The following is a 17,115-nucleotide window of genomic DNA, read 5'->3' on the forward strand; positions in this document are numbered from 1 at the left end:
CGCCTTCTCCTCCGGCGCCTTGTCGATCTCGTCGTAGGCCGTGAACTCCGCACCCCCGGCTTCCGCCAAAACCTTCGTGATCGCCGCCGTCAGCGTCGTCTTCCCATGGTCAACGTGACCGATCGTCCCGACATTGCAGTGCGGCTTCGTCCGCTCAAACTTCGCCTTGGCCATGACTTCCTTGTTCCCGAATGCGGCGCGCAGATCCGGCGCCAGTCAGTCCAAACTCATAATCCCCGATCGCAACATGGCTGGAGCGGGTGATGGGAATCGAACCCACATAACCAGCTTGGAAGGCTGGGGCTCTACCATTGAGCTACACCCGCAAACTTCCGCCTTCGCTTAGAGAGGCTTGGTGGAGGGGGTTGGATTCGAACCAACGTAGGCTGAGCCAACGGGTTTACAGCCCGTCCCCTTTAACCACTCGGGCACCCCTCCTCGCCACCGTAGCGTCACGATGCAACGGGGTTGGGAAATATGTTGATTTGCAACCGCGTGTCAACTTTAAACAAGTGAAAACACTGCCGTTAGCCGAACTTTTGTGCGGCTGCGGCAGTGCGCGCGCCAAGGGCGCAATAGTCAGGATAATAATCGGGGATATGGCAAAGCGCAAGGCGGCCCGCAAGAGGGGCGGAAATCCGGGCAAAACGGCCCCCCACTGGCTCTACGGGCTGCACAGCGTCGCGGCCGCCCTGGGCAACCCAGAGCGCCGTTGCCTGAGGCTGCTGGCCACCCGGCAGGGCGCCGAGGCCCTGGCCGCCTCGGGGGGATCCCCGCTGCCGCCACAGATCGCCGGCCGCGAGGACCTTGAACGGGCGCTCCCCCCGGGGGCGGTCCATCAGGGGGTGGCCCTCCTGGTAGAGCCCCTGCCGGCCAGGGATCTCGCGGCGATTCTCCCGCCCGAGGGCCCGGCGGTGGTGGTCGCCCTCGACCAGGTCACGGATCCCCAGAATCTCGGCGGCATCCTGCGCTCCGCCGCCGGATTCGGCGCCCTGGCGGTGGTCACCCAGGAGCGCCACGCCCCCGGCGTCACCCCGGCCCTGGCCAAGGCCGCCTCCGGCGCCCTTGAGGCCGTGCCCCTGGTCCAGGTCAACAACCTGGTCCGCGCCCTCGAAGGCCTCAAGAAGGAGGGCTTCTGGGTCGTCGGGCTCGACGCCGAGGCCGGGGAGCCGCTCTCGGCGCTGGACGCCGGCCCGCGGGTCGTCCTGCTGCTCGGCGCGGAGGGCGCCGGCCTGCGCCGGCTGACCAGGGAAACCTGCGACTTCCTGGCTGCGATCCCGCTGCAGGGGCCCGTCGCCAGCCTCAACGTCAGCACCGCCGCCGCCATCGGCCTCTACGAACTGCTCGGGCGCTAGATCAAACTGCGCTCAATTGATTCCAATTGAGCGCAGATAATTTGATATATTCCATACAGATAGAGCAGCTTATCTGCATTCGAATGAACGCAGGCTGCTCTAGAAGCTGGGCGGGGTGCAGGCGGTGACGACGACGGCCTCCTCCTCCCCCAGGTTGCGGAAGCGGTGCGGCAGGCGGCTGTCGAAGTAGAAGGCCTCGCCCGGCCCGAGGACCCGGCGCTGATCGCCCACCGTGACCTCCAGCCGGCCGCTGATGACCACCCCACCCTCCTCGGCCTCGTGGCGCAGCATGGTCTCGCCGGTGTCGGCCCCGGGCGCGTAGCGCTCGTGGAGAATCTGCAGGCCGCGCGCCGAGAGGTCCTGGCCGACCTGGCGGTAGGAGACCCTGCCGCCGGCGATCTCGGTCAGCTCCTCGGGCCGGTAGAAGACCTGCTCCCGCGGTGCCAGGTCGAGGGCGAAGAAGTCCGCCAGCGACAGCGGAAAGCCGGCGAGGACCTTCTTGAGCATGCCGACCGAGGGGTTGCTGCGGTTCTGCTCGATCAGCGAGATCACCGCGTTGGAGACCCCGGCCCGCTTGGCCAGCTCGCGCTGCGACAGGCCGTGCAGCTCGCGCAGCGCCCGCAGCCGCTGCCCCAGGTCGAAGTCGTCTGCGATGGGCGCCATGGCGTTCCCGATCCCTTTGCCCTGCCGAGCCTGTTAATAGTGTTAAGTATTCTAAACACTCAAATCGAGCAAGGGCCAAAACTGCCCGGAATTGTTGTCCGATTGTCAAATTTCCTGATCATGATAAGCTCGGCGCGGAACGGAGAACGCCGAGTCACGGGACTGGGAGGCCAAGCCATGGACCCGAAGGCCGCTGCCATCGATTTCGATACCTCGCCGAACAACCTCGAAGCCTTCTGGATGCCCTTCACCTGGAACCGCAGGTTCAAGCAGCATCCGCTGCTGCTCGCCTCGGCCAAGGACATGCACTACACCAGCGTCGACGGCCGGCCGATCCTGGACGGCACCGCGGGCCTCTGGTGCTGCAACGCGGGCCACGGCCGCCAGAGGATCGTCGAGGCGGTGCAGCAGGCGGTGGCGCGCCTGGACTTCGCACCGACCTTCCAGCTCGGCCATCCCCTGGTCTTCGAGCTGGCCTCGCGCCTGACCAACCTGGTGCCCGGCAACTATGACCACGTCTTCTTCTGCAACTCCGGCTCCGAGGCGGTCGATTCCGCCCTCAAGATCGCCCTCGCCTACCACCGGATGCGTGGCGACGCCGCCCGGACCCGCCTGATCGGCCGCGAGCGCGGCTATCACGGGGTCGGCTTCGGCGGCATCTCGGTCGGCGGCATCGTCAAGAACCGCATGTTCTTCGGGCCCCTGATCAACGGCGTCGACCACCTGCCCCACACCCACGACATCGAGCACAACGCCTTCTCGCGCGGCCAGCCGGAATGGGGCGCCCACCTGGCCGACGAGCTGGAGCGCCTGGTCGCCCTGCACGACGCCTCGACCATCGCCGCGGTCATCGTCGAACCGGTCGCCGGCTCGACCGGCGTGCTGGTGCCGCCCCTCGGCTACCTGCAGCGCCTGCGCGAGATCTGCGACAAGTACGGCATCCTGCTGGTCTTCGACGAGGTGATCACCGGCTTCGGCCGCCTCGGCAAGGGCTTCGCCACCGAGTACTTCGGGGTCGAGCCGGACCTCATCACCTGCGCCAAAGGCCTGACCAGCGGCACCATCCCCATGGGCGCGGTGATCTGCCGCAAGGGCATCTACGAGACCTTCATCGAGGCGGCCGATGCGACCGGCGGCACCATCGAGCTCTTCCACGGCTACACCTACACCGGCCATCCGGTGGCCGCGGCCGCCGGCCTGGCGACCCTGGAAGTCTACAAGGAGGAAGGCCTCTTCGAGCGCGCGGCCGAGCTGTCGGGCTACTGGGAGAGCGCGGTCCACAGCTTCAAGGGCGAAAGGCACGTCATCGACGTCCGCAACCTCGGGCTGATCGGCGCGATCGAGCTGGAGCCACGGCCCGGCAAGCCGACCGAGCGGGCCTACGAGGCCTTCGTCAAGTGCTTCGAGAAGGGCGTCCTGATCCGGGTCACCGGCGACATCATCGCCCTGTCGCCGCCGCTGATCATCGAGAAGTCGCAAATCGACGAGCTCTTCGAAACCCTGCGCGGCGTCCTTCAAAATCTGGACTAAGCCGCGCCCGAGGGCGCAGAGTGAGGGGGCCGCCGGACCGGCGGCCCCTTTATTTCGACCGTATCGAGGTTTCGACCGCATCAAGAAACGGCGCCGCCCGACGGGCGGCCGGCAGAGCCAAGGACAGGGAAGAGTCATGCTTGTTGGCGTTCCGAAGGAAGTGAAGACCCACGAATACCGTGTCGGCCTGGTGCCGGCCTCGGTCCGCGAGCTGGTCCACCACGGCCACCAAGTCCTGGTGGAGACCGAGGCCGGCGCCGGAATCGGGTTTACCGACGACGACTACCGCGCAGCCGGCGCGGAGATCGCCGGCGATGCCGGCGAGGTCTTCGCCAAGGCCGAGATGGTGGTCAAGGTCAAGGAGCCGCAGCCCGCGGAGTACGCCCGGCTGCGGGAGAACCAGGTCCTCTTCACCTACCTGCACCTCGCCCCCGACGAGGCCCAGACCAAGGGCCTGGTCGAGTCCGGCTGCATCGCCGTGGCCTACGAGACCGTGACCAACAACCAGGGCGGCCTGCCCCTGCTCTCGCCGATGAGCGAAGTCGCCGGGCGCATGTCGGTCCAGGTCGGGGCCCACTGCCTGGAGAAGGAGCAGGGCGGCTCCGGCATGCTGCTGGGCGGCGTGCCCGGCGTGGCGGCCTCCCGGGTCGTGATTATCGGCGGCGGCGTCTCGGGCACCAACGCGGCGCGCATGGCCATGGGCATGGAGGCCCACGTCACGGTGATCGACAAGTCCCTGGAGCGGCTCTATGCGCTGGACCTGCAGTTCGGCCCCATGCTGAACACCATCTACTCGACCGTCGACGCCATCGAGACCCACGTCATCGGCGCCGACCTGGTGATCGGTGCGGTCCTGGTGCCGGGCGCCGCCGCGCCCAAGCTGGTGACCCGCGAGATGATCCGCCGGATGCGGCCCGGCTCGGTCCTGGTCGACATCGCCATCGACCAGGGCGGCTGCTTCGAGACCTCGCGCGGCACCACCCATGCCGAGCCGACCTACGTGGAGGAGGGCTGCGTCCACTACTGCGTGACCAACATGCCCGGCGCCGTGGCCCGGACCTCGACCTTCGCGCTCAACAACGCCACCCTGCCCTTCGCCCTGGCCCTGGCCAACAAGGGCGCCCGCCAGGCCCTGCACGACGACCACCACCTCAAGCAGGGCCTCAACGTCGCCCTGGGCAAGGTCACCTACAAGGCGGTCGCGGAGGCCCACGGCCTCGCCTACAGCGCGCCGGAAGAGGTCCTGGGGATCTAGGGCAGAAGGTCGCGCAGGCGGTACCACAGCATCGCCAGCGCCAGGGTCGGGGTGCGCAGCAGCCGGCCGCCGGGAAAGGTTGTGTGCGGCAACCTGGTGAAGAGGTCGAATCGCTCGGCCTGCCCGGCGATGGCCTCGGCCATGACCTTGCCGGCGATCCCGGTGATCGCCACCCCCTGGCCGGAGAAACCGTGGGCGAAGTAGGTCGTCGGCCCCAGCCGGCCGAGATGGGGCGTCCGCTCCATGGTGATCGCCACGTAGCCGCCCCAGGCGAAATCGAAGCCGACGTCCGCCAGCCCTGGGAAGACCTCCAGCATGCTGTGGCGCATCGCGGCGGACAGGTTGCGCGGCGCCAGGGTCGTATAGCTGACCCGGCCGCCGAACAGCAGGCGGTGGTCGGCTGACAGCCGGAAGTAGTTGAGCACGAACTTGCAGTCGCAGATCGCTTCGTTGCGCGGGATCAGGCCGCGGGCCCGGTTCTCGCCCAGCACCTCGGTCGCGCCGATGTAGGTGCCGACCGGCATGATCTTGCGGCGGATCCGCGGCACCAGGTCGCCCAGGTAGGCGTTGCAGCAGAGCACCAGGAAGCGGGCCCGCACCCGGCCCCGCTCGGTGGTGACCGAGGGCGCGGCACCGGTCTCGAAGGCGAGGACCCGGGAATCCTCGTAGATCCGCGCCCCGGCCGCCTCGGCGGCCCGTGCCAGGCCCAGGCAGTAGTTCAAGGGGTGCAGGTGCCCGGCCCCGGCGTCAATCATGCCGCCGAGGTAGATCTCGCTGTCGACGTGCCCGCGCAGTTCCGCCTTCCCGACGATCGCCGTCTGCCGGTAGCCGTAGTCGCGCAGGCAGAGCTCTCCCGCGCGCTTCAGCTCGTCCAACTGGCGCCGCTTTTCGGCGGCCAGGACCAGGCCCCAGGTCAGGTCGCAGTCGATCTCGTGGCGCGCGACCCGCTCGCGGATGATCGCCTTGCTCTCCTCGGCCAGGTCCCAGAGCTTGCGGGCATCCTCCGCCCCGACCCAATCCCTGATTGGCTCGATGCCGCTCGCAAAGCCGGTGTTGATCTGGCCGCCGTTGCGCCCGGAGGCGCCCCAACCGACGCGCGCGGCCTCGAGCACGGCAACCTCGTAGCCCTTTTCGGCCAGGTTGAGCGCGGTCGAGAGGCCGGTGAAGCCGCCCCCGACGACGCAGACGTCGGCCTCGATCTCGCCTTCGAGGCGCGGCCGCGCCGTAATTCCCTTCGCGCTCGCCAGGTAGTAGGAGGGAACGTAGTCCTCGCCGCTCATGGCCTCCTGGTACGGCGGGGCGCGCCGAAGCGTCAAGCTGCGAAGGCGCTTGCCAGGCCTGCGGAGGGCATGCTAGCGCTCCCGGCACGCCTGCAGGCCCACCCCGAAAAGCCCAGGAGTCCCTTCGCGCGGCATCGCCCTCGCGGGGCTCCGAGAGCAGCCGATATGAGCGCCATCGAAGACTTTCTCAAAGAGCACAAGATCGAAGAGGTCGAGTGCCTGGTGCCCGACATGGCGGGCATTGCCCGCGGCAAGATCCTGCCCGCCGACCGCTTCATCAAGGGCATTCGCAGCAACGTGCTGCGCATCCCGGAGCAGATCTTCGTGCAGACCGTCACCGGGCACTATCCTTCGGAAGACGACGTCACCGACCCGGCCGCGCGGGACGTCTTCCTGACCCCCGATCCCGGCACCATCCGGGTCGTGCCCTGGTACGAGGAGCCCACGGCCCAGATCATCTGCGACGCCTACTACTTCGACGGGGCGCCGGTCGAGTTCGCCTCGCGCAACGTTCTGCGCCGAGTCCTGGACCTCTACGCCGAGAAGGGCTGGCGGCCAATCGTCGCCCCGGAGCTGGAGTTTTTCCTGGTCGACGTCAACACCGACCCGGACAACCCGCTTGAGCCGCCGGTCGGGCGCAGCGGCCGGCGCGAGACCTCGCGCCAGTCCTACGGAGTCGACGCGGTCAACGAGTTCGATCCCATCTTCGAGGACGTCTACGACTTCTGCGAGGCCCAGGGCATCGACATCGACACCCTGACCCACGAGGCCGGCTCCGCCCAGATGGAGATGAACTTCAATCACGGCGACGCCATGGAGCTGGCCGACCAGACCTTCCTCTTCAAGCGGACGGTCCGCGAGGCCGGCCTGCGCCACAAGGTCTACGCCACCTTCATGGCCAAGCCGATGCAGGACGAGCCGGGCAGCTCGATGCACATCCACCAGAGCCTGCTCAACGCCAAGACCGAGCGCAACCTCTTTTCCCAGAACAGCGGCAAGAACACGAGCCTGTTCAACCACTACATCGGCGGCCTTCAGAAGCACGTGCCGGCGATGATGCCGCTGTTCGGACCCAACGTGAATTCCTACCGGCGCCTCGTGCCCTACTCCGACGCCCCGATCAACACGCACTGGGGCTACGACAACCGTACGGTCGGGCTGAGGGTGCCCCATTCCGATCCCCGCGCCCGCCGGGTCGAGAACCGGATCGCCGGCGCCGACGCCAATCCCTACCTGGCGATCGCAGCGACCCTGGCCTGCGGCTACATCGGCATGACCGAGAAGATCAAGCCGCGGCCGCCGATCGACGGCAGCGCCTACCGCCTCGCCCACACCCTGCCGCGCACCCTCTACGACGCGCTGCAGCGCTTCACCGGCAGCCGGACGATCCGGCCGGTCCTGGGCGAGAGCTTCATCGACGCCGTGGCCCTGGTCCGCTCCACCGAGCTCGAGGCCTACCAGCAGGTGATCTCGTCTTGGGAACGCGAGCACCTTTTGTTAAACGTATAGGCCCAGACTCGGAATCGGACCCATGGTCGAGGCCAGGCAAAGAGAGATCCGCTTCGAGGCGACCCCCGTCTCCCAGCTCAGCCGCCACGACGAGCTGTTGATCCTCTGCGCCCGCATCGGCTTCAATCCCTGACGGCCGCTGGACCCAGGCCCCCGCCGGCCCCCGCCGCTTCCAGCGCAACGCCGTTCAGGAGACGAAAAGATGACAGCCCAGCCCGCACGCAACTCCACAACCTGGTGGCGCGAATCCGACAGCCGCCACCACCTGCACCCCTTCACCGACACCAAGGCCCTGACAGAGAAGGGCGGCAGCCGGGTCATCACCTCGGCCGAGGGGGTCTACCTCTCCGATTCCGAGGGCAACCGGATCCTGGACGCCATGGCCGGGCTGTGGTGCGTCAACGTCGGCTACGGCCGCAAGGAGCTGGCCGAGGTCGCCTACAAGCAGATGCTGGAGCTGCCCTACTACAACACCTTCTTCCAGTCGGCGACGCCGCCCTCGATCGAGCTGGCCGAGAAGCTGGCCGAGATCACCCCGGCGGGCCTGGACCGCGCGTTCTTCGCCTCCTCCGGCTCCGAGGCCAACGACACCATCGTGCGCATGGTCCGGCACTTCTGGAACCTGGAGGGCCGGCCCGAGAAGAAGACCTTCATCTCGCGGACCTTCGGCTACCACGGCAGCACCATGGCGGCGGCCAGCCTGGGCGGCATGGCGGCGATGCACGGCCAGGCCGACCTGCCCCTGCCCGGCTTCGTCCACGTCACGCCGCCCTACTGGTACGACTACGGTGGCGATCTCTCGCCCGAGGACTTCGGCCGCCAGGCGGCCAAGGCGGTCGAGGACAAGATCCTGGAGCTGGGGCCGGAGAGCGTCGCGGCCTTCATCGGCGAGCCGATCCAGGGCGCCGGCGGGGTGATCATCCCGCCCGAGACCTACTGGCCGGAAATCCAGCGGATCTGCAGGCAGCAGGACGTGCTGGTGATCGCCGACGAGGTGATCTCGGGCTTCGGGCGCACCGGCGCCTGGTTCGCCAGCGAGGTCTTCGACATCAAGCCAGACCTTATGACCCTGGCCAAGGGCATCTCCTCGGGCTACCTGCCGCTCTCCGCGGTCATGGTCGGCGAACGGGTCGCCGAGACCCTGGTTCAGGAGGGTGGTGAGTTCTTCCACGGCTTCACCTACTCCGGCCACCCCGTGGCCTGCGCGGTCGCCCTGGAAAACCTCCGCATCATCGAGGACGAGGGCCTGATCGCGAAGGTGCGCGACGAGACCGGCCCCTACCTGGCCGCGCGGCTTCAGACCCTGGCCGACCACCCGATCGTCGGCGAGGTCCGCAGCCTCGGCCTGCTCGGCGCGGTCGAGCTGGTCAAGGACAAGGCGACCCGCACCCACTTCGACGACCTGGGCCATGCCGGCACGCTCTGCCGCGACCACTGTGTCGCGAACGGCCTGGTCATGCGCGCCGTGCGCGACGCCATGATCTGTTCGCCGCCGCTGACCTTCGAGAAAATCCACGTCGACGAGATGGTCCGCCTCCTCCGCCAGGCCCTCGACCTGACGGCGAAGGATCTGGGTGCGGCTTGACGCCCCGCCGGACCGGGAGACGGTAAATGCCCCAAGTCACCGTCGCCGCGACGCAGATGGCCTGTTCCTGGGACCGCGAGGCCAACGTCCGGAACGCCGAGGCCCTGGTCCGCGAGGCGGCGGGTCGGGGCGCGCAGATCGTCCTGATCCAGGAGCTCATCGAAACGCCCTACTTCTGCGCCGAGCAGAAGCAGGCGCACTTCGCGCTCGCCCGACCGGCCGAGGGCCATCCGCTGCTCAAGGCCATGGGCGACCTGGCGGCGGAGCTCGAGGTCGTCCTGCCGGTTTCCTTCTTCGAGCGGGCCAACAACGCCCACTACAATTCCCTGGTGGTCATCGACGCCGACGGCGGCAACCGCGGCCTCTATCGCAAGAGCCATATCCCGGACGGCCCGGGCTATCAGGAGAAGTTCTACTTCAACCCGGGCGACACCGGCTTCAAGGCCTTGCGGACCCGCTACGCCACCATCGGCGCGGCGGTCTGCTGGGACCAGTGGTTCCCCGAAGCCGCCCGGGCCATGGTCCTCAAGGGTGCGGAGATCCTCTTCTACCCCACCGCCATCGGCAGCGAGCCCCAGGACCCGACCCTGGTCAGCAAGGACCACTGGCAGCGCAGTATGCAGGGCCATGCGGCCGCAAACATGGTGCCGCTGGTCGCCTCCAACCGAATCGGAACGGAACAAAGCGAGGCCGGCGGCCTGACCTTCTACGGCGCCTCCTTCATCGCCGACGAGACGGGCGGAAAGGTGGCCGAGGCCAGCGCCGATCGGCAGGAGGTCATCACCGCCAGCTTCGACCTGGAGGCGATCCGCGCCGCCCGTGCCTCTTGGGGCCTGTTCCGCGACCGCCGCCCGGACCTCTACGGCCCGCTGCTGACCCTGGACGGCGGGACGCTCGGCAAGCCTTAGAGCGACCGGCCTTGGCTAATACCAAGGGAAGGAAATATCGACCTGTTTCATGGGCCTCATTGGCCGCCCGGGCAGGCGCGGTGCGCGGCGCGATGCGGGGCATCGGGCAAGCATCGCAACGCACCCGGGCGGCCAATGAGGCCCACCGAAGGCGGCGCTGTGGTGCCTTCCGGGTGCGTTGCGGCCTGCTTATGGTGCACCAGCACCACGGCGCAGACCGCGCCTTCCCGAAAGGCACCACAGCGCCGTGAAACAGGTCAATACTTCCTTCCCTTGGTATTATCCTTGTGTTCGGGATCCAAGACGGAGGGGTCCTGGGCGCCCTCCGCGGGCCTGCTCGCGGCGGACGGCCCGGGCGTTGGCGCCGCGCCGCCCTCAATGCCGCGGCCCTCTCCCTGTTCGGGGAGCTCGGCGCGCAAACGCGGCAGAGCGTCCGGATAGCTCTTCTGCAAGAAATCGATCAGCCCCTCGCGAACCTCGCAGCGGAGATTCCAGGCGTCCCCTGAGTTCCGGGCGCTCATCAAGGCGCGCAGCTCCAGGGTCTTGTCGGTCGCGCCGGTGACTTGGAGATTCCAGACCTTGTGATCCCAGAGCGGCGAGCCTTCGAGGATACGATGCAGCGCGCCGCGAACCTCCTGAACCGGCACCGTGTAGTCGACGTGGAGAAACACGGTCCCCAAGATATCGGCCGACTTGCGGGTCCAGTTCTGAAACGGTTTTTCGATGAAGTAGGACAGTGGCACGACCAGCCGCCTGAGGTCCCAGATCCGCACCACCACGTAGGTCATGTGGATCTCCTCGACCCAGCCCCACTCGTTCTCGACGATGACGACATCGTCGATGCGGATCGGCTGCGTGAGGGCGAGCTGGATGCCGGCGATCAGGTTTGAGAGCACCGGACGCGCTGCGAAGCCGGCGACGATGCCGGCGATCCCCGCCGACGCGAAGAGTGTCACGCCGATCTGACGAATGCTCGGGATCGCCATCAGGATCAGACAGACGGTGACGACCAGTATGAAAGCGGCCAGGATACGCTGAAGGACGCGAACACGCGTGTGTGCCTCTCGGGCCGCGAGGTTGTCCGCCACGCTGACGTCGTAGCGGGCGGCAACGACGACGTTGATGATCCGCGTGAGACTGAAGGCGAGCCAACCGACGCCGGCGGTGAGTGCCAGCGTCAAGACCCGTTGTGCGCTCGCTCTCGCGTCGTCCGGAATCGGCAATCCGGGCAGCACGAGGAACAACCCGAGGAGGAGAAAGAGCAAGCGCGCCGGTCGCCGGGAGTGGCGCACGACGGCCTCGTCGACGGGCGCGGCGGTCCGGCGGGTGACCTGTGCCAGTCCGGAGAACAACAGCCAATGCGCAATGAAGGCCAGGATCAGCGCTACGGCCGCGATCGAGCCGCTGATCAGCCAGTTCAGCAACACATCCGAAATACGATCGTCGAAAAACGCGCTCAAGGTTCAGCCTCCGATATCGTGGCGTCGGGAGGCCTAACTCTAGCTAATCCAGCGGCACCCCGCCGCGGACGAGGAGGTCCCGCAGGGCCAGGATCACCGGGAAGATCTCGTTGTTCCAGTCGCCGCCCTGGGAGTCGTAGGCCTGCTGCTCCAGTTCGACGATCCAGCGGTCCTCGCGGAAGATCCCCTCGGTGAACCAGACGATGAAGGGCCAGAGCAGGTGGATCAGCCCCGGGATCGGCGGCTTCTCGACCATGATCATGCCGAAGGTGTGGTTGATCCGCTGCTCCCTGTCGACCGGGATGTAGACGTTCCAGAGGTCGAGCGCCGGGGTCTCGCTGCCGGCGGTCCAGAATTTCAGGCCCTGGTAGGGATACTCGGTGCGGATCGTCATCAGGTCCCGGCGCTTGCGGCCTTCGGCGTTGTCCTTCTTGCCGATGATGAACCACTCGCCGAAGGACTGCTTGCCGCTGGTCCGGCCGAAGGAGTAGTCGGCCTCGACCCAGTTCTCGCCGCTGCGCTTGCCCAGGTAGATGGTCTTGATGCCGCCCATCAGCTTGCGGTGCAGGAACTGATGGTTCATGTCCATCAGGTTCTCGTGCATGAAGGAGTAGTGGCAGTCGACCCGCCGGTCCAAGTAGCGGGTCTTGTACTTCGGGTTGCCGTGGGTCGGGATCTCCGGGAAGGCCGTGGTCTCGGCCTTGGCGATGTCACCGGGGAAAATGAAGATCAGACCGTAGGCCTCGCGGCAGGGATAGCAGCGCACCCCGTTGGGCCGCCGGACCCCCGTTTCCTGATCCTTGCCGAGGTAGGGGATCTCGATGCAGCGCCCCTCGGTATCGTAGGTCCAGCCGTGATAGCCGCAGCGCAGCCCCTTGGGACAGACCACCCCGTTGCTCAAGGGCACCTGACGGTGGGCGCAGCGGTCCTCCAGGGCGAAGCAGCCGCCGTCCGCGGCGCGGACCAGGACGATGGGATCGCCGGCAAACTGCACGGCCAGGACCTTGCCCGGCTTCAGGTTGCTGGAGCGCGCGACCGGGTACCAGAAGTCGGGATGGAGCCCGGTCTGCCGCAGGTCCGCCGGCTTGGCATCTGCGGGCTGGGCATAGAGATCGGGCTTGGTCACGATCGCCATGAGGATCGGTCCTTTCCTGGCATTTCCTGCAGGATCAAGCGATCCGAGCCACGGACCGAAATCCCCTTTGACGGCCTTCCCAACCGAATGGTTTTGACGCTTAGCATTTTCGGACCGGAGGTGAAAAGCGGCCAAACCTGCATCGGGTGAGAATTCTTCGCGATCGACGGCCTTCTCGACCTGGGGACCGCCGCGGCACTAAGCTGAAGCGCCAGGAAACGGAAAGATCCGGGAGGTTCGAGATGACCGGACAGACTGCGCGGCAACGCAGCGGCGGCTGCCTCTGCGGCGCCATCCGCTATCTCGCCGAGGGAGAGCCCCTGTGGGTCGCCCATTGCCATTGCAAAAGCTGCCGCCGGACGACCGGGACGGCGCTGGTCACCTACGCCGGCTACGCCCGCGGCCAGGTGACCTTCGCCTCAGGCGCGCCGGCCCGCTACGCCTCCTCGCCCGGCGTCACCCGATCCTTCTGCGGCACCTGCGGCACCCCGATCGCCTACGAAGGCAAACGCTGGCCCGAGGAGATCCACCTCCTGCTCTGCACCTTGGACGAACCCGAGGGCCTCGAACCCCAAGGCCACGTGTACGTCGCCGAGCAGCTTCCCTGGCTGAAGCTGGCCGACGGCCTGCCCCGCCATGCCGGCTCGTCTTCGGAGGACGGTTAAAAACCGCTCGGATCCAACCGAGCCAATCACAGTGGACTTGCGCTCGGCAGGCGTCTCCCGGCCGCGCGGCGGCCTGTCCTGGGCGCACCGGTATAGCGGCCGTCGGCGAAGGACCCGAGGGCTTCCCGGGACGACACCACTGGAACAGCTCACCGCAACAGGATCCGGGGTTCCGAAAGGTGCGGGCCTCAGCGGCCCGCTCTGTCGAGGTTGGCGCCGGGCCGCAGGCGCGGCAAGGCGAGGCTTAGACGCCTTCAGGAGTCGCGCAGCGGCTGCCGCGATACCAGGACTTCTGGACCCGCCCGAAGCTGTCGATGGTGAAGCGGGTGATGCAGACCACGTTGTCTTCCAGCAGGGCCCGGTATTCGATGACCCGGCCGCCGGTCTCCATGGCGTGAGAGCTGTCGGGGATCCCCCAAGACGCGACGAGATTGGCCTCCGAGTCCTGGATCCAGCGACCGACGTACTGCTCGTAGGCCGCAATGCGTTCCGGCGACGGGGGCGGGGACTGGCATCCAGCGAGCAGCAGGGCGACGAGCCCGCAAAGTCCCACGGGCACGCGGCCGAGGGCCGTGGGCCGAAAACCAAAGGGCATTTCCACCTCTCTCGGGAGAACTTGGTAAAGGAGCAATCATGCTAACAAGGCTCCTTTCAGCGACCCTGAAACAATTTTGTGTGCACCCTGTGCCCTGCTGCCACAGAACGTGCCCTGTAGCCACGGACTGTGCTATGTTTCATTTCATAGAAAAATGCCGCGGCAAAGCGGTCGGGATTACAGGGGGTATTTCTTGAAGCCTTTGCAGCAGGGGCGGGTCGAGGCTGTGCGCGTTTCGCGCGCCCGTTTTCGCGTCGGACAACCGATCCGGCACAAGCTCTTCCACTACCGGGGTGTCATCGTCGACGTTGATGCGACCTGTCGGGCCAGCGGCGACTGGTACGACCGGCAGGCCCTGACCCGCCCGCCGCGGGACCGGCCCTGGTATCACGTCCTGGTCCACAGCGCCTCCCACATGACCTACGTCGCCGAGCGCAACTTGGAGCCGGACCTCTCCGGCCGGCCGATCGACAACCCGGCGCTGGACGCCTACTTCGTCGGCATGGAAGGCGGCCTCTACGTCAAGGAAGCCGCCGGCCACTGAGGCCTTCCCCACGCTGCCCGGAGCAGCGGTCGGCGCCGGCGCCGGCCGATTGATCCATCTCAAAGACCGGGCGCGGGAAATATTACAGAAAGATGACAAAGCGCCGCGGAGTCCGCCGCAGGCCAGCGTCTATGTTGTCTTCAATGCCGGGGGAAGGCCAAATGGAAGCCGAAAACAACGCCGCCGCTCCAGCCGAGGCCGCAGCGGAGCAAGTGCCCGAGGCCACGGCCGCGCCGAAGCAAGCGGCAAAGGCGGCGCCGAAAGGCACGTCCCGGAAGCGCCTGGCGAGAAAGGCTCAGACCAGCCCCAAGCCGCAAGGCGGCAACGGCGCGGATCCGGAGGCCGAGGCCCATGCGACGCTGGATCCGGAGCAGCTGCGCGAGAATTTCCAGAGCGACATCTACCCCTACAAGCACAAGATGAAGCGGGAGGTCTACGAGCGCCACAAGCAGGAGCTCCAGGTCGAGCTCCTCAAGGTCCAGCGCTGGGTCAAGGAGACCGGCCAGAAGATCGTCATGATCTTCGAGGGCCGCGACGCGGCCGGCAAGGGCGGCACGATCAAGCGCTACATGGAGCACCTGAATCCCCGCGGCGCCCGGGTCGTGGCCCTGGAGAAGCCGAGCGAGCAGGAGCGCGGCGAGTGGTACTTCCAGCGCTACATCCGCCACCTGCCGACCTGCGGCGAGATCGTCCTCTTCGACCGCTCCTGGTACAACCGGGCCGGCGTCGAGCGGGTGATGAACTTCTGCACGCCGATGGAGTACCTGGAGTTCATGCGCCAGACCCCGGAGCTCGAGCGCATGATGGTCAACAGCGGCATCCGCCTCTTTAAGTACTGGTTCTCGGTGACCCAGGACGAGCAGGCCAAGCGCTTCGGCGCGCGCCAGCACGACCCCCTGAAGCAGTGGAAGCTGAGCCCGATCGATCGGGAGTCCCTCAAGAAATGGGACGACTACACCGAGGCGAAGGAGGCCATGTTCTTCTATACCGACACGGCCGACGCGCCCTGGACCGTGGTCAAGTCGAGCGACAAGAAGCGGGCCCGCATCAACTGCATGCTCCACTTCCTCAATTCGCTGCCCTACCCCAACAAGGACCCGCACATCGTGCGGCCGCCGGACCCCCTGATCGTCGGCTCGGCGACCCACGTGGTCGGCCGCGACCGCCACGTCCTGGGCGCCAGCCTGGGCTGATCGGGGCGCCCGGAAGCCGGCCCGAGGGCCAAGCCGCGCCCGGCCGCCTCCGCGCACCTGTTGCGGCCGCGCGGCTGCGGCTCTATCTTGCGCCCGATCGCCAGGGCCCCGATAGCTCAACTGGTAGAGCACCTGATTTGTAATCAGGGGGTTGCGGGTTCAAGTCCTGCTCGGGGCACCAATTAGATCAGAACGTTACGCCAGAATGCTCCCAACAGCGAAGTATCCCAGACACACTTTAGACAAAGATAATCATGTGTGCCCTCCCCGAAAAGCTGGGCCGAATCGAGCAAGAGAAGCCCGAATGGATTGGCTTGAGATTAGGAGGGCTTTTCGCGATGAAGAAGTCGAGGTTTCGGAGCAGCAGATCGCGTTCATGCTGCGGCAGGCTGATGAGAGGACCTCGGTCGAGGAGGTCTGTCGTAAGGCGGGGATCTCGGTTCAGACGCACTACAGGGGGCGCAAGAAGTACGGCGGCCTGATGCCGTCAGAGATGAAGCGTCTGCGACAGCTCGAGGAGGAGAAGCAGCGCCTCAAGCGGCTGGTGGCTAATCTCTCGCTCGACAAGGAGATGCTCCAGGAGGTCATCCGCTCAAAGCTCTGAGGCCTGCCCGCCGGCGGGAGCTGGTGGACTTTCTGCGGACGGCCTACGCGGTCAGCATCCGCAGGGCTTGCCGGGTGCTGCGAGCGAGCAAATCCAGCTATCACTACAAGTCCCGCAAGGATGGGCAGGCCGTTCTCCGCAAGCGCATTCGGGAGATCGCCGAGACCCGGGTGCGCTACGGCTACCGGCGGATCCACGTTCTCCTTCGGAGGGAGGGCTGGCGGATCAATCACAAGCGGACCTATCGGCTCTATTGCGAGGAGGGGCTGCAGATGCGCAGCAAGACGCCGAAGCGCCGGGTCTCCGCCAAGCTACGCGATGACCGCCGGCCGGCCTCGGCGCCAGGCGAGGCCTGGGTCATGGACTTCATCGCCGATCAGCAGCTCAGCGGCCAGCTTATCAGGGTTCTGACGATCGTCGACATCTTCACAGCAAGGTCATCGCGGCAATCGGCGCGGGCTTCAGCTACCAGGGCTGCGAAATGGTCGACACCCTGGACCAAGCCGTCGAGGAGTACGATTGCCCAGAGCGGATACGTCTCGACAATGTCCTATATTGGGAAGGTTAGTCGTCGGAGGCGGTCGGCCCGCCCCCGGCGCAGGCGATCAGGAGGTCGAGCGCCGCCGCGTAGGACATCAGCGCGAAGCCCGGGGTCGGCAGGACGCCGACCTTCGGGGCCGGGGTGCGTGCGGCTCTGCTCTGCGCGCGCTCATTGGCGAGAATCTATCCGGTTCCGTCGATTCTGGAAAAGACGCGCGCTGCGCCCGAGCGAAAATGGGGGCTCGCTGTCCGTATCCCTAGGTGAAACTTTATGGCGAGATCCGCCCGCTACTC

15 protein-coding genes, 3 tRNA genes and 1 pseudogene are annotated in these 17,115 nt (G+C 66.9%); 11 read left to right on the forward strand and 8 right to left on the reverse strand.

The genetic code is table 11. The features are described from left to right. The 3 genes from QNJ30_27200 to QNJ30_27210 form a co-directional block, all read right to left on the reverse strand. The coding region (locus QNJ30_27200; protein MDJ0947157.1) for a GTP-binding protein at positions 1-174 on the reverse strand (174 nt) is incomplete at its 3' end. A gap of 78 nt (positions 175-252) precedes the next feature. After that, positions 253-326 (reverse strand) — tRNA-Gly (locus QNJ30_27205). A gap of 27 nt (positions 327-353) precedes the next feature. After that, positions 354-438, reverse strand: a tRNA-Tyr gene (locus QNJ30_27210). Positions 439-599: 161 nt separating this feature from the next. Between QNJ30_27210 and rlmB the strand changes: the two genes are divergently transcribed. Further along, positions 600-1,355, forward strand: coding sequence for a 23S rRNA (guanosine(2251)-2'-O)-methyltransferase RlmB (gene rlmB / locus QNJ30_27215; protein MDJ0947158.1), 756 nt, complete (start codon positions 600-602; stop codon positions 1,353-1,355). A gap of 99 nt (positions 1,356-1,454) precedes the next feature. Here the strand turns inward: rlmB and QNJ30_27220 are convergent, their stop codons facing one another. Beyond that, a complete protein-coding gene (locus QNJ30_27220; protein ID MDJ0947159.1) occupies positions 1,455-2,018 on the reverse strand; it encodes a cupin domain-containing protein in 564 nt (187 codons plus the stop codon). Positions 2,019-2,195: 177 nt separating this feature from the next. Here QNJ30_27220 and QNJ30_27225 point away from each other — a divergent pair, with 177 nt between their 5' ends. Beyond that, positions 2,196-3,548 carry an aspartate aminotransferase family protein gene (locus tag QNJ30_27225; protein ID MDJ0947160.1) on the forward strand — a complete coding sequence of 451 codons (1,353 nt, stop codon included), beginning with the start codon at positions 2,196-2,198 and terminating at the stop codon, positions 3,546-3,548. 136 nt (positions 3,549-3,684) lie between these two features. Then, positions 3,685-4,803: an alanine dehydrogenase gene (ald, locus tag QNJ30_27230; protein MDJ0947161.1), complete on the forward strand. Its 1,119-nt coding sequence runs from the start codon at positions 3,685-3,687 to the stop codon at positions 4,801-4,803. Here the strand turns inward: ald and QNJ30_27235 are convergent. Next, a complete protein-coding gene (locus QNJ30_27235) occupies positions 4,800-6,083 on the reverse strand; it encodes an FAD-binding oxidoreductase (protein ID MDJ0947162.1) in 1,284 nt (427 codons plus the stop codon). The two genes, ald and QNJ30_27235, sit on opposite strands and share 4 nt — an antisense overlap. A gap of 165 nt (positions 6,084-6,248) precedes the next feature. On the opposite strand from QNJ30_27235, the gene QNJ30_27240 reads away from it, so the two are divergent. From QNJ30_27240 to aguB, 3 genes are all read left to right on the forward strand, one after another. Next, a complete protein-coding gene (locus QNJ30_27240; GenBank protein ID MDJ0947163.1) occupies positions 6,249-7,592 on the forward strand; it encodes a glutamine synthetase family protein in 1,344 nt (447 codons plus the stop codon). Between the two features lie 202 nt (positions 7,593-7,794). Further along, the gene (locus QNJ30_27245) at positions 7,795-9,177 is read left to right on the forward strand and encodes an aspartate aminotransferase family protein (protein MDJ0947164.1); all 1,383 of its coding nucleotides are present in this window, start codon (positions 7,795-7,797) and stop codon (positions 9,175-9,177) included. Between the two features lie 26 nt (positions 9,178-9,203). Next, entirely contained in the window at positions 9,204-10,085 is an 882-nt protein-coding gene (gene aguB, locus QNJ30_27250; GenBank protein ID MDJ0947165.1) for an N-carbamoylputrescine amidase, read from the forward strand. A 257-nt stretch (positions 10,086-10,342) separates the two neighbouring features. Here the strand turns inward: aguB and QNJ30_27255 are convergent, their stop codons facing one another. Both QNJ30_27255 and QNJ30_27260 read right to left on the reverse strand, forming a co-directional pair. Next, positions 10,343-11,545, reverse strand: coding sequence for a mechanosensitive ion channel family protein (locus tag QNJ30_27255; GenBank protein ID MDJ0947166.1), 1,203 nt, complete (start codon positions 11,543-11,545; stop codon positions 10,343-10,345). Positions 11,546-11,588: 43 nt separating this feature from the next. Then, positions 11,589-12,680 carry an aromatic ring-hydroxylating dioxygenase subunit alpha gene (locus tag QNJ30_27260; GenBank protein ID MDJ0947167.1) on the reverse strand — a complete coding sequence of 364 codons (1,092 nt, stop codon included), beginning with the start codon at positions 12,678-12,680 and terminating at the stop codon, positions 11,589-11,591. A gap of 242 nt (positions 12,681-12,922) precedes the next feature. Here QNJ30_27260 and QNJ30_27265 point away from each other — a divergent pair, with 242 nt between their 5' ends. Next, the gene (locus QNJ30_27265) at positions 12,923-13,345 is read left to right on the forward strand and encodes a GFA family protein (protein ID MDJ0947168.1); all 423 of its coding nucleotides are present in this window, start codon (positions 12,923-12,925) and stop codon (positions 13,343-13,345) included. 244 nt (positions 13,346-13,589) lie between these two features. On the opposite strand, the gene QNJ30_27270 is transcribed toward QNJ30_27265, so the two are convergent. Continuing rightward, complete coding sequence (locus QNJ30_27270) at positions 13,590-13,940, reverse strand: hypothetical protein (protein MDJ0947169.1); 351 nt, start codon at positions 13,938-13,940, stop codon at positions 13,590-13,592. A 193-nt stretch (positions 13,941-14,133) separates the two neighbouring features. Between QNJ30_27270 and hspQ the strand changes: the two genes are divergently transcribed. The 4 genes and pseudogenes from hspQ to QNJ30_27290 all read left to right on the forward strand — a co-directional run bounded on the left by hspQ (position 14,134) and on the right by QNJ30_27290 (position 16,783). Then, on the forward strand, positions 14,134-14,484 hold the full coding sequence (hspQ, locus tag QNJ30_27275; protein MDJ0947170.1) for a heat shock protein HspQ: 351 nt from the start codon (positions 14,134-14,136) through the stop codon (positions 14,482-14,484). A gap of 161 nt (positions 14,485-14,645) precedes the next feature. Next, positions 14,646-15,677, forward strand: a complete 1,032-nt coding sequence (ppk2, locus tag QNJ30_27280; GenBank protein ID MDJ0947171.1) for a polyphosphate kinase 2 — start codon at positions 14,646-14,648, stop codon at positions 15,675-15,677. Between the two features lie 105 nt (positions 15,678-15,782). Further along, a tRNA-Thr gene (locus QNJ30_27285) sits at positions 15,783-15,858 on the forward strand. 123 nt (positions 15,859-15,981) lie between these two features. Next, positions 15,982-16,783, forward strand: a pseudogene (locus QNJ30_27290) (IS3 family transposase). The last annotated feature ends 332 nt before the right edge of the window (positions 16,784-17,115 follow it).

It is taken from the genome of Kiloniellales bacterium, assembly GCA_030066685.1.
Classification (GTDB): domain Bacteria; phylum Pseudomonadota; class Alphaproteobacteria; order Kiloniellales; family JAKSBE01; genus JAKSBE01.